The sequence below is a fragment of the Paenibacillus sp. CAU 1782 genome, assembly GCF_054551715.1.
This window is the reverse complement of sequence record NZ_JBTOLL010000005.1, coordinates 1-12,558: the sequence shown is the minus strand read 5'-3', so window position 1 is coordinate 12,558 and position 12,558 is coordinate 1. Positions and strand designations below refer to the sequence as shown.

Genomic DNA, 12,558 nt, shown 5'->3' with positions numbered 1-12,558 from the left:
GGAGAAAAGCCATGAAGGCAGTCCATTTCGGAGCGGGAAACATAGGCAGAGGGTTTATCGGTTTGTTGTTGTCTCAGTCCGGTTTTGAAGTCACCTTTGTGGCGAGAAACGAAAAGAAGGTGCAGCTGCTGCAGCAGCAGAAACGTTATTCCGTGACGTTAGCTAACGAAGCAAGAGATACCGAGCTTGTCCGGAATATTAGTGCCGTTAATAGCAAGGACGCCCAAAAAATCGCTAACGAAATTGCCGAAGCCGATCTTGTCACAACGGCGGTAGGATTGGGTGCGCTGGCGCATATCGCGGAATCTATTGCGGCGGGCATTGAGCTGCGGCTGCTGCGAGGCAACCGGAAGCCGCTGCATGTCATTGCCTGTGAAAACGCCATTGACGGCAGTACCCAACTCAAGCGGCGCATTCTCAAGCATATATCGGAGGACATGCGGAAGGACATGGGGGAAACGGTAGCGTTCCCATGTACGGCGGTCGACCGGATTGTGCCGGCCCAAGCCGACGAAAACCCGCTGCGCGTAACGGTCGAGCCGTATTTTGAATGGGTCATTGACCGTTCGACTATGCTGGAGGGGTTCCCGAAAATCGATGGCGTTAAATATGTGGATGATCTGGAGCCTTATATCGAGCGGAAGCTGTTTACCGTTAATACGGGGCATTGCGTGGCGGCCTATCATGGATATCTGGAAGGCTACGAGACCATTCAGGAAGTTATGAAGGATTCGGAGCTGCGAGGCCGGGTTATTAATGCCATGAATGAAACCGGGGAACTGCTGAGAGCCAAATATCATTGGGATAAAGATAAACACAGCAGCTATATAGAACGGATGGCAAGACGATTTGCCAATCCCAGATTAAGAGATGAAATTGTTCGCGTAGGACGTTCTCCGCTGCGGAAGCTGTCGCTGAATGACAGACTGATTCGTCCCGCTATGCAGGCCCATCGGCTTGGACTTGGAACAGAGAGTCTGACGGAGGCGATAGCGGCGGCGATGATGTTTGACCATAAGGATGATCCGGAGGCTGTTCAGCTGCAAAATGCGCTTCGGCTACGGGGGGCGGACGAGGTTGTCACGCAATATATGGGCATTCCGCAAAAACATGCTCTCCATCAAAATATCACCAGCAAGTATTATGAATTGAAGCATCAGTATGGCCCCGCGATAGCTAGCCAGTTCTGAAGCAAACGGTCCATGCTCCGACCTCGCTGCGAGAAGGAGACATGGACCGTTTTGGGATTACAGGATGCCGAGCCGCATTCGGTAGCTGAATAAGACGGAGCGGCTTTCGCCGTCGAATACGTCTTCCGCCAGTTTGCGGAATTGATCAGCCGCTTGCAGCAAGTCGCTGGCTCCAAGCTTCAGCGCCGTCTGCAGGCCGCCTTGGCTGAGCGCGAGATTGACATAACGATCGGCATCGAAGATTTCACGGTTATGGAATACGATTTCGTGCACATAGCGGAATAACCCCGACTTCTCTATGTTTTCCAGATGACGCTCCTTGCTCCATTTATGGGCGGGTTCCCGCTCCCCTAACTTTCCTAAACGCTCTGCGGTTTCGTCCGCTTGAGTGGTCAAAGCGAGGTAGGCTTGCTCCAGTCTCCAATCCAGAACGGGAGGCCAGTCGCAATCATAAGCGGCGAATATGCCTCCGGGACGCAGCACGCGGGCAAACTCCGCCAGAGTGGATTCCGGCTCCATCCAATGAAACGATTGGGAGCAGGTTACGATATCCACGCTGCCGTCCGGCATGTTCAGATCATGGGACAAACCCGGGACAAATTGGAGATGGCCGGGGCCGCCGTTAGCTTCCCACTTGGCCAGGGCGACTGCCCTCATATCATCGCTTGGCTCCACGCCGGTAATGCGGTCTGCCTCCTCCAGCCATATCCAGCTGGATAGTCCGGTGCCGCAGCCGACATCGGCAACGGAACGGGGACGTCCGCCCAGATAGGACGTAAGAATCCTCACGATCTCAGTTGGGGCTGCCGGCCTGTTCTGGTCATACAGTTGACCGAATCCCTGGAATCTTTGAACATTGCTTTGCCTGATTTCCTCCAGCATGGTTTCGTCCTCCTTAAACTCTTCACTCTTGCTCCTGAAACGATCTATAGCAGTGACTTTGCCGCGATGCCCAGAAAAATATAACCGCTGTTCAACAAGGCCTGCTCGTCAAAATCAAACCGGGGGTGATGGTGAGGATAGCCGGTATCATCGCTGTTTCCGCGAGAGCCCACATTAAAGAAGGCTCCGGGGCGATGCTGCAAATAATAAGCAAAATCCTCCGCTCCCATGGAAGGCGGCAGCTCGACCAGTCCTTGATTTCCCAATTTGTCCGAGATGACTGTCGCCACTTTGGCGCTTTCTTCGGGATCATTAACCAGCGCAGGATATCCGTTCAAGTAATCAATGTCGTAGCCGGCATGTCCCGCCAGCGTTACGCCATGCACGATATCGCGGATATCCTTCTCCACTTGCCCCCGGATTGTTTCATTGAAAGTTCGTACGGTTCCTTCAATAACGGCTTTATCCGCAATAACGTTAAAAGCGGAGCCTGCGCGGAATACCCCGACCGTCACGACCGCGGAATGCAGCGGGTCGATATGACGGGAGACGATGTGCTGGAGCGCCCCGACGATCTGGCTGCCTATGACAAGGGCATCTACGGTTTCATGTGGCTTGGCTCCATGTCCTCCCTTGCCTTTAACGGTAATGGTGAAGGCGTCAACCGCCGCCATCGCCGTTCCCGGTGTCGCAGCGGCTTGGCCAAGCGGCAGATAGCTTGCCAGGTGGGCTCCGTATACGGCGTCGACGCCGTCTAGCGCTCCGGCATCTATCATATCCTTGGCACCGCCGGGAGGTTTCTCCTCGGCATGCTGGAAAATCAGCACAATCCGGCCCCGCAGGTGCTCGCGATAACGCTGAAGCACTTTGGCTACTCCCAGCAGAGCGGCCGTATGGCCGTCATGTCCGCATGCATGCATTACGCCGTCCCTGAGAGAGCGGTAAGGAACATCATTTTCCTCCTGGATGGGCAAAGCGTCGAAATCTGCCCGGAAAGCGATGGTTGGCCCGGAATGAGCTCCCTCTATTACGGACAAAATACCATTGCCGCCAACATTCATTTTGACGTTCAGGCCGATGGATTGAAGCTGTTCGGCGATATAACGGGCTGTTTCCGTTTCTTGAAACGAAAGCTCGGGATGTTGATGAAGATAACGCCGCCAGGCAATGATTTGCTCGTATTCTGCATCCAAATCCGATTTCCATTGTTCGTACATGTCAATCTCTCCCATTCTATGGAACAACCTTTAAAAGCCGCGATATTGATTTCCCATTCAACTTACCATGTGCTGTTTCTGTCCGTCAAACAGGACCGAATATCCTGAAAAACGGATGAGCTAAGAAAAAACTGGGTGCCCTGCCTAGTTTTTGTACAGATCGTACAAATGATATTTTGATGTTCTCTTTGCGTCGCTTTTGTATATTTATGCAAAATAGTGCAAGGAATATTCGGTGTTGCAGTCCTTTGATGCGATTTAACGCGTTAAAACATAACATTATTCGTCATTCATCATAACAAGAAATGAAACATAAATTTTCAATGCACAAAACAGCAAAATATTTGTACTTATCATACAAAAAAATCTTCCCAAAACGGAGTGTCAGAGGGTAAAATGAGAAAAACTCTCTTTTGTCGACTAAAGGATTTGGCTAGCGCTGGCTATTCCATCTTGTCGCGAAGGGGTGAAATTTACCAAGGAGAGGCTGAAGTTTACGATGTCAGTTACGTTAGTGGAAGAAAACTTGAATCCTTACCAGATCGCTCAACAACAGGTTGACGCTGCGGCGTCGCTCCTTCAATTGCCGGAGGAGATTACTGGAATTCTGAAGCGCCCGATGCGTGTGCTAACCGTGAACTTTACAGCCCGTATGGACGATGGTTCAATTCGGGTGTTTGAAGGATATCGCTCCCAACACAACGATGCAATCGGCCCAACTAAAGGAGGCATTCGCTTCCATCCGGATGTAACGCTTGACGAAGTAAAAGCTTTGTCGATGTGGATGAGCTTTAAATGCGGCGTCGTTGGCCTTCCTTATGGCGGCGGCAAAGGCGGAGTTATTTGCGATCCGCGTCTGCACAGCAAAGGCGAACTGGAACGCATCAGCCGGGCATATATGGAGGCGATTGCCGACTTTGTAGGTCCCGACAAGGACATCCCTGCGCCGGACGTTTATACCAACGCGCAAACAATGGGCTGGATGATGGATACGTACAGCCGTTTGAAAGGCAAATATTCGCCGGGCGTTATTACTGGCAAACCAATTATTCTTGGCGGCTCCAAAGGCCGCAACGAAGCGACAGCTCAAGGCTGCGTGTACACGATTCTGGCTGCGCTCGAGGATATGGGCCTGGCGCCGGAAGATGCAAGCGTAGCTGTTCAAGGCTTCGGCAATGCAGGTCGCATCGCGGCTCGTCTGCTTAGCGAAGCCGGCTGCAAGATTGTTGCGGTGAGCGACTCCAAAGGCGGCATTTACTTGCAGGACGGCCTGGATATCGCAGAGGCTGAACGCCTTAAGGATGAAGGCGCATTAGCTTCCTACAAAGGCGCCGAAGCGATCAGCAACGAACAAATCATTGGTCTGAACGTCGACATTTTGGTGCCTGCGGCATTGGAAAATGTCATTACGGCTGCAAACGCGCATACCGTACAGGCCAAAATCGTAGCTGAAGCTGCTAACGGACCTACAACGCCGGAAGGCGACCGCATTTTGGCTAAAAAAGGCACAGTCGTTATTCCTGACGTATTGGCCAATGCAGGCGGCGTAACGGTTTCGTACTTCGAGTGGGTGCAGAATCTGATGCACTACTACTGGAGCGAGGCTGAAGTGCTGGAGAAGCTGGAAAACAACATGATTCATTCGTATCGCGCCGTTCGCGACCTGGCAAAAGAATTCTCCGTAGATCTGCGCACAGCGGCTTACATGATCGCCATCAAGCGTATTTCCGCGGCGATGCAAGCAAGAGGTTGGGTTTAAGAGGCCGTTCATGTATTTTAGTTAAGTTTTATCCTAAAGAAAAAGGTGATTAGCAGCATGGGTAAGCAAATACGCATTGGCATTGTCGGCTACGGGAATTTGGGCCGTGGTGTAGAAATGGCAATATCGCAAAATCCGGATATGAAGCTGGAGGCTATATTCACGAGGAGAGACCCTGCATCCATTACGGCTGGCGTTAAAGCTTACGCTATCGAGGATGCTGAGCTGTTCCGCGACCAAATCGACGTCATGATCCTTTGCGGCGGCTCCGCGACGGACCTGCCCGAGCAAGGGCCTTATTTTGCGCGATTGTTCCACACCGTGGACAGCTTTGATACACACGCGCTGATTCCCGAATATTATGAAGCGGTGAATAATGAAGCTTCAGCGGCAGGCAAGGTCAGCGTTATCTCCACGGGATGGGACCCGGGCTTGTTTTCTCTGAACCGTCTCCTTGCACAAGCGATCTTGCCGGAAGGCAAGGAATACACCTTCTGGGGCAAAGGGGTAAGCCAAGGGCATTCCGATGCGATCCGCCGGGTATCCGGTGTAAAAGCGGGCGTTCAATATACAATTCCAAGCGAAGCTGCGGTTAATCGTGTACGCAGCGGCGAAAATCCGGAATTGTCGACCCGCGAGAAGCATCTTCGCGAATGTTTCGTGGTAGCTGAAGAGGGTGCCGATCAGGAAAGCATCAAGCAGGAGATTGTTTCCATGCCTAACTACTTCGCCGATTATGATACGGTGGTTCATTTTGTTAGCGAAGAGGAGCTTAGGAGCAACCATTCCACTATGCCTCATGGCGGCATGGTGCTTCGCAGCGGCAAAACAGGCGTGAACAGCACGCAGCTTATCGAATTCGGGCTTAAGCTGGACAGCAATCCCGAGTTTACGGCAAGCGTTCTGGTCGCTTATGCACGGGCAGCCTATAAGCTGGCAGCTGAAGGCAGCAGCGGAGCCAAGACGGTATTCGATATTCCGTTTGGCCTCCTGTCTCCAAAAAGCCCGGCCGAGCTTCGCAAGGAACTGCTCTAGTCACATCGCGGCCCAAGGGCTTGCGGCAAACCGTTTTGGCGCTTCGGCGCCGGAGCGGTTTTTTTTGGCTTAAAAAAAATAAGACATGCCGCTTGGCCTTCGCTTCGTCTATAATGAGGAAAGGTTTTTACTATTTTGCATGGAGGGTGGCAACATGGCGTCCAAGATTGTAATGAATGAACAAATAAAAGCGTCCGAAGTAGTGCTGAAAGGATTAAACGGCGAAGATTTAGGAGTTGTCGACCGTGAGGAAGCGCTGAAGCTGGCTCGGGAGCAGGGAGCGGATCTGGTCTGCGACAATTTGCTGAGCAGCCCGCCGCCTTGTCGCCTGGTTGCCAAAGGCAACGCCAGGCGGGATCGGGAAAAGCAGCAGCAGGAGGAGCGCAAGGCGCAAGGCGGCGGCAAGCTGAAGGAAATCCGTCTGACTCCCGGCATTGAAGACCATGATTATGATACCAAGCTGAGGAGCGCCGAGAAGCTGCTGGGGAGCGGAAATCGCGTTTTGCTTTCCGTTCAAGCCAAAGGCAAGGAAAGCGCAAAGGCCAAGGAACTGCTGGAGCGGATGTTGACCGATCTGGCGGGCTCGGGGCGCAAAACGACGGGCATTCAAGTCAGCGGCAAAGGCGCCGCGGTTGAAGTGGCTCCGTTAAACGGATAGTGAGGTTGCCACGTTGTACCTCGACCTTGTCCAGCTCGAGAAATGTACGGCCGGCTGCTTAATCCGAAAAGCCTTGACACATGGCCGCCGACTTTGCCATACTTTTATTTGAAAATGATTATCACTGAGCAGACCCTATTACGTTAGAACAGGAGTTCACTATGCTGCGTCGATTTTTCTCTTATTACAAGCCTTACAAAAAACTGTTTTTTCTCGATTTTGGCTGCGCGGTGCTGCTTGCCATTCTGGAGCTCTGTTTCCCGCTAGCGGTCGGTTATGTCGTGAACACGCTGCTTCCAGATGAAAACTGGGGCTTGATTATATCCGCCTGCGTCGTCCTGCTGTTGATCTATGCTGTCAACACTCTGCTGTCGTATATCGTTACCTATTGGGGGCATATGCTGGGCATCAATATCGAGACGGACATGCGCAAAGCGCTATTTAATCATGTGCAGAAGCTGTCGTTCCGCTTTTTCGACAACAACAAAACAGGTCATTTGCTATCCCGCATGACCAACGACTTGTTTGAAATCGGCGAGGTAGCCCACCACGGGCCGGAGGATATGTTTATTGCGGCAATGACGCTGGCAGGCGCCTTTGGCATCATGCTGTACATTAATCCGGCATTGGCGATTATGACGTTTGTGATTGTTCCTATTATTATTGTGCTGGTGCTTTATTTCAACGGTCGTATGACCAAAGCGGCCAACCGACTGTTCAGCGACATGGCCGACTTTAATGCCCGCGTCGAAGACGCCATTGGCGGCATTCGCGTCGTTCAAGCTTTTGCTAACGAAAAGCATGAAAGCAAGCTGTTTAAAGGAAACAATTTGCGATTCCGTGAAGCAAAGCTGCTTTCCTACAAAATCATTGGCATGAACGCTTCGGTTTCTTATATGCTGATGCGCCTGGTGCAGCTGTTTGTGCTTTTGGCGGGGGCGTTTTATGTCATTGCAAGAGATATGAGCTACGGAGATTTTGTGACGTTTGTGCTGTTGACCAACATCTTCTTCAAGCCGATTGAAAAAATCAATGCGGTCATAGAAAGTTATCCCAAAGGGATTGCCGGCTTCAAGCGTTATACTGAGCTTATGGATACCGCTCCCGACATTGCGGATTCGCCAAATGCCATTGAGGTGGATACGCTAAGGGGCGATATTCGTTATAGCAACATAACGTTTGGATATGAAGGCGAAGCGAAGGTGCTGGAAGGTATCAGCTTATCGGTGGCCGCTGGCGAAACCATTGCTTTCGTGGGTCCATCGGGCGCTGGCAAAACAACTCTGTGCAGCCTGCTGCCGCGTTTCTATGAAATCGAAAGCGGCAGCATCTCCATCGACGGCCATGACATTCGGGATTTAAAGCTTGAATCGCTGCGCCGCAACATTGGCATTGTGCAGCAGGACGTGTTCCTTTTTGCCGGCACAATTCGCGATAATATCCTGTACGGCATGCTTGGCGCAAGCGACGATCAGGTGATGGAAGCCGCCAGGCGCGCTCGTCTGGAGGATTTCATCAAGTCGCAGCCAAACGGCCTGGATACGGTAGTTGGTGAACGTGGCGTAAAGCTGTCGGGCGGTCAAAAGCAGCGTCTTGCCATCGCACGTATGTTTCTGAAGAACCCGCCGATTCTCATCCTGGACGAAGCGACGTCGGCGCTGGATACGGAAACGGAGCAGGCGATCCAGCAATCGCTGGCGGAGCTGTCCGTAGGACGGACAACGCTTGTTATCGCTCACCGTCTTGCCACGATTAAAAATGCCGACCGGATCATCGTTGTTACGGAAAACGGCATCAGCGAGCAAGGCCGCCACGATGACCTCGTTGCAGCCGGAGGCATCTATAGCCGACTTCATGAGGCTCAGTTCAGCCGCGCTTAGGCAAGCGGATGAAGCGGGTGCGAGACCTCGGCTATGCTTTTAAGCCTGATCTCAGGCAGTATTTTTTCCTTCGCCGCGCATAGCTTCCACAAAAAGTTTTGTCAGCGCAGGATCCCATTGGGTGCCTTGGCCGTTCTCCAGAATGGTCAAGGCATCTTTTGTTATCATGCCCCGCCTGTAGGGGCGATCCGAAGTCATGGCATCATAGGCATCCGCAATTGCGATAACGCGTCCTAAAAGGGGGATTTGCTCGCCGGCGAGCCCGTCCGGATAACCTTTGCCGTCATAACGTTCGTGATGGCATCGGACGCCTGGCAGCAGCTCTGCCATCGCATCGGCGGGTTCGATCTGCTTCAATATATTTTCGCCCAATACGGGATGTCGTTTGATCTGCTCGAATTCATCCTCCGTAAGCTTGCCTTCCTTTAGCAGCACGTTGTCCCGTATTCCGATTTTGCCGATATCGTGAAGCAGCGCCGCTTTCCTTACTTGATCGAGCTTATCTTCTGGCCATCCTGCCAATCTGCCGATCATGACGGAGAATTGCGCCACGCGTTCGGAATGGCCTGCCGTATAGGCGTCGCGTGCGTCAAGCGCGGCAGCCAGCGTAAAAAAGTAGCTCTGCAGCAGTTGATCATTTCTTCGCTCGCGTTCCTTTAGCCCATCTACCATATGGTTAAACCCGGCAATCAGCCTGGAAAATTCATCAGAATAAACATCGTCGGCTCGTACCTCAAGCTGCCCGTCCTGGACCCGGCTCATGGCATCCTGAACGGTGGCGATAGGTGCCTGGATATTGCGCGCAAGCAGCGTAGCTCCCAAATAAGAGAAGGCAATGCCGATGAGGAGGATGATGCTGGTCCATTGCCAATAGGAAGCGGAGCTGTCCAGGGCGGATGCCCTTAGAGCAGAGCTGCCCAATGTGGAGCTGTCTATCCGGATTTGCGAAGCCAACGTAAAGAGGACCAGAGGCAGCATGCCGATTAGAAAAGCCCCGATCGTAAACTTGGTACGAATCGGCACAATAACTGTACCGCCAAGCGTCAACTGCTCTCCGTATAGGTGAAAATGCTTTTTTCCGATATGCTGGAGGACGGGCCTGATGGCCGAGGTGGTCAGAAAAAATTCAATCATGGCGTGCATGCCCGCTACCATAAGAGCTCCGGCTCCCGCAATGGGAACATAGCCGTAAGGCAGCGAAATCCAATCGTTGCTGATCAAAAAGAGGCTGGCGGAGGCGGCCGGTATCGACAGGCCGAGAAAATGAGGGCCGAAGGTGCGCTTTACAGAAAGCAGCGGAAATCGATGCGTCTGCAAATAAGCGTCCCGAAGCTGTTGACGGGATGGCGTCTCTGTGCCGAATATAGACGAAATCGGCGTCATATGCCGGTAAAAAACAATCAATTCGCAAAAAAGCATGATAAAAAGCGATAATACAAGAACTCCGCCCAACAGGACTAGCTCTTCAAGAGGGATGCTTAGGGTGTTGTAAATAATGATGCCGCCAAACCCAAAAACGGCAACAGTGGATCCGATTAAATAATTGCGAAGCAAGATGCGAAGGAAGGCGCGGTACAGGGTTCTGCCTTCACCGTGGATGTTGTTTCTCATGCTCATCGCGCCAATCCCGCCTTCTCATAAATAGGATAAAACACCGCGTTAAGGCCGGCAGTGCCGGCCGCAGAACGTTTATACGGGGAACGAACGGACGGATGCTTTAACCAGAGAAATGAATTTAGGGCGTGCTTCTTCCGCTACGCGCACAACCTGCTCATGGGTAAGGGGCTCCAGCTCGTCGCCGATGGCCATATCAGTGATGCAGGTAATGCCCGCTACCGAAATGCCGCAATAATTGGCCGCTACAACCTCTGGCACGGTGGACATGCCTACGGCGTCTGCGCCCCATGCCGCCATCATCGTCAGTTCCGCAGGCGTACAGTAGGTTGGGCCGGAAATGCTGACGTAAACGCCTTGTTGAACTTTTACGCCCAGCTTGTCAGCTTGCTCAGCCACAATGGAGCGAAGCTCCGGGTTGTAGGCGCGAGACATGTCGGGGAAGCGAGGCCCCAGCTCTGCAATATTGGCGCCGATCAGCGGATTGCTGCCGGTGTTGTTGATATGGTCCTTGATCAGCATCAAATCGCCTGCGGAGAACGCACGGTTCATGCCGCCTGCCGCGTTGGTGACCAGTAGAGTGCCGATGCCCAGCTTTTTCATCACGTAAACCGGGAACACAACTTCCTTCATGGAGTAGCCTTCATAATAGTGGAAACGTCCCTTCATGACCAGGACGGTTTTGCCTTCCAATTCGCCGATTACGAGCTCGCCGGAATGTCCCTCTACCGTAGATACCGGAAAATGGGGAATGTCGCGATACGGAATAATGGTAGCGTTCTCCACCTCATCCGCCATAACGCCAAGACCGGAGCCCAGAATCAAGCCGATAGCGGGCTTTTTATTCAGCTTGCCTTCGATATAAGCTGCGGCTTCATTTATTTTGTTCAACATCTGTTCCATGCGCTGCATCTCCTTGTCATCAGGCGAACGCCTGATGTTCTTTTTTCACGAAGCATATCCATAATAGCCCAACAAGCAGGGTAAAGTAAACCATATTGGCGCTGTTGTTGTTGATTGGCGAGATAGAGCTTATAATGAAAGAATATCCATCATAAGGTAACGGGAGGAATATAGCAGTGAGCAATAAAACAAGCCTGACGCAAGCCGAAGTAGCAGCAATGATCGACCATACGATTTTGAAAGCCGATGCAACACGGGAGGAGGTTCTCCATATTTGCAAGGAGGCCGCCGAGCACAAATTTGCCACCGTATGCGTAAATGCAAGCTGGGTGCCAGTTGCAGCTGAAGCGCTTAAGGGCACGGGAGTAGGCATCACAACGGTTGTTGGTTTCCCCCTTGGTGCAACAACAACAGCCTCCAAAGCTTTTGAAGCAGCGGAAGCTATTGCCGCCGGAGCAACCGAAATTGACATGGTGCTGAATATTGGCCTGCTCAAATCCGGAGACGCCGAAGGCGTGCAAAGAGATGTAGAGGGAGTTGTTGCGGCTTGCCGCGACAGAGCCGTTCTGAAGGTCATTCTGGAAACAGGGCTTCTGACTGATGAAGAGAAGGAACTGGCTAGCAAGCTTTGCGTAAAAGCCGGAGCCGATTTTGTCAAAACCTCGACCGGTTTTGGCAAAGGGGGAGCAACAGCGGAGGATATCGCCCTGATGCGCCGAGCAGTTGGTCCTGATCTGGGAGTAAAAGCTTCCGGCGGCGTTCGCGATCTGGATACTGCTTTGCAGATGATTGCTGCAGGTGCAACGCGCATTGGCGCAAGCTCCAGCGTAGCCATCGTAACGGGAGGCAAAGGCGAGGGGTACTAATGAACAAGCGATTCCGCGCTGCTCGATCGTAAAGCAGACAAGCGGTCGTCCGTCCAACGAGTCCCTAATCCGTCAAACAAGTCATTAATTCGTCCAACAAGTCCCCAAAATAAAAAGTTGAAGAGAAACGGTCCGTTTTTCTTCAACTTTTTTTGCGTGCCAGATTTGCGGGAGGGAGCGATGTTTGCGAATGCAGCGGATGCAACGTTAACGGTCATGCCGCTAACGGCGGACATGTTCCTCTCGGTTATGTTGCTAACGGACATGCCACTCACGGACATGTTGCTCATGGTCATGTTACTCATGGTCATGTTACTCATGGTCATGTTACTCATGGTCATGTCGCTAACGGACATGTTGCTCACGGACATGTTGTGGAGTTGTCAATAAAAGTGCAGTTTGAAAACACACTCATACAGAAATCCCGTTACTAGGCTGCTTGTGATAGCACTCTTTCGCGATAAATAGCTGGGGGCCAGCCCCCTGGATTAGAGGTATAGATTCGCTGCCTGTTGTAGTAGACCATGATGTATCTGAAGATAATCGATTTGATA

At 52.1% G+C, this 12,558-nt stretch carries 11 protein-coding genes; 6 read left to right on the top strand and 5 right to left on the bottom strand.

From position 1 onward, the window contains the following. Window positions 1–11 precede the first annotated feature (11 nt). Window positions 12–1,190: a mannitol-1-phosphate 5-dehydrogenase gene (locus ACX93W_RS13665; RefSeq protein WP_459392936.1), complete on the top strand. Its 1,179-nt coding sequence runs from the start codon at window positions 12–14 to the stop codon at window positions 1,188–1,190. Window positions 1,191–1,247: 57 nt separating this feature from the next. Here the strand turns inward: ACX93W_RS13665 and ACX93W_RS13660 are convergent, their stop codons facing one another. Next, entirely contained in the window at window positions 1,248–2,072 is an 825-nt protein-coding gene (locus tag ACX93W_RS13660; protein ID WP_459392935.1) for a class I SAM-dependent methyltransferase, read from the bottom strand. 44 nt (window positions 2,073–2,116) lie between these two features. After that, window positions 2,117–3,289, bottom strand: a complete 1,173-nt coding sequence (locus ACX93W_RS13655; RefSeq protein WP_459392934.1) for an amidohydrolase — start codon at window positions 3,287–3,289, stop codon at window positions 2,117–2,119. Between the two features lie 499 nt (window positions 3,290–3,788). Here ACX93W_RS13655 and ACX93W_RS13650 point away from each other — a divergent pair, with 499 nt between their 5' ends. From ACX93W_RS13650 to ACX93W_RS13635, 4 genes are all read left to right on the top strand, one after another. Further along, window positions 3,789–5,048, top strand: coding sequence for a Glu/Leu/Phe/Val family dehydrogenase (locus tag ACX93W_RS13650; protein WP_459392933.1), 1,260 nt, complete (start codon window positions 3,789–3,791; stop codon window positions 5,046–5,048). A 57-nt stretch (window positions 5,049–5,105) separates the two neighbouring features. Beyond that, window positions 5,106–6,083 carry a diaminopimelate dehydrogenase gene (locus ACX93W_RS13645; RefSeq protein ID WP_459392932.1) on the top strand — a complete coding sequence of 326 codons (978 nt, stop codon included), beginning with the start codon at window positions 5,106–5,108 and terminating at the stop codon, window positions 6,081–6,083. Window positions 6,084–6,237: 154 nt separating this feature from the next. Then, the gene (infC, locus tag ACX93W_RS13640) at window positions 6,238–6,741 is read left to right on the top strand and encodes a translation initiation factor IF-3 (protein WP_459392931.1); all 504 of its coding nucleotides are present in this window, start codon (window positions 6,238–6,240) and stop codon (window positions 6,739–6,741) included. 161 nt (window positions 6,742–6,902) lie between these two features. Next, window positions 6,903–8,621 carry an ABC transporter ATP-binding protein gene (locus ACX93W_RS13635; protein WP_459392930.1) on the top strand — a complete coding sequence of 573 codons (1,719 nt, stop codon included), beginning with the start codon at window positions 6,903–6,905 and terminating at the stop codon, window positions 8,619–8,621. A gap of 51 nt (window positions 8,622–8,672) precedes the next feature. Here the strand turns inward: ACX93W_RS13635 and ACX93W_RS13630 are convergent, their stop codons facing one another. Together ACX93W_RS13630 and ACX93W_RS13625 are read right to left on the bottom strand one after the other, a co-directional pair. Then, window positions 8,673–10,238, bottom strand: coding sequence for an HD domain-containing phosphohydrolase (locus ACX93W_RS13630; protein ID WP_459392929.1), 1,566 nt, complete (start codon window positions 10,236–10,238; stop codon window positions 8,673–8,675). A 72-nt stretch (window positions 10,239–10,310) separates the two neighbouring features. Further along, window positions 10,311–11,138 (bottom strand): purine-nucleoside phosphorylase, encoded by an 828-nt coding sequence (locus ACX93W_RS13625; protein WP_459392928.1) that lies wholly within the window; start codon window positions 11,136–11,138, stop codon window positions 10,311–10,313. Window positions 11,139–11,356: 218 nt separating this feature from the next. Here ACX93W_RS13625 and deoC point away from each other — a divergent pair, with 218 nt between their 5' ends. Then, window positions 11,357–12,004 carry a deoxyribose-phosphate aldolase gene (gene deoC, locus ACX93W_RS13620; RefSeq protein ID WP_459393155.1) on the top strand — a complete coding sequence of 216 codons (648 nt, stop codon included), beginning with the start codon at window positions 11,357–11,359 and terminating at the stop codon, window positions 12,002–12,004. On the opposite strand, the gene ACX93W_RS13615 is transcribed toward deoC, so the two are convergent. Next, complete coding sequence (locus ACX93W_RS13615) at window positions 12,001–12,309, bottom strand: hypothetical protein (protein ID WP_459392927.1); 309 nt, start codon at window positions 12,307–12,309, stop codon at window positions 12,001–12,003. The two genes, deoC and ACX93W_RS13615, sit on opposite strands and share 4 nt — an antisense overlap. Window positions 12,310–12,558 lie beyond the last annotated feature (249 nt).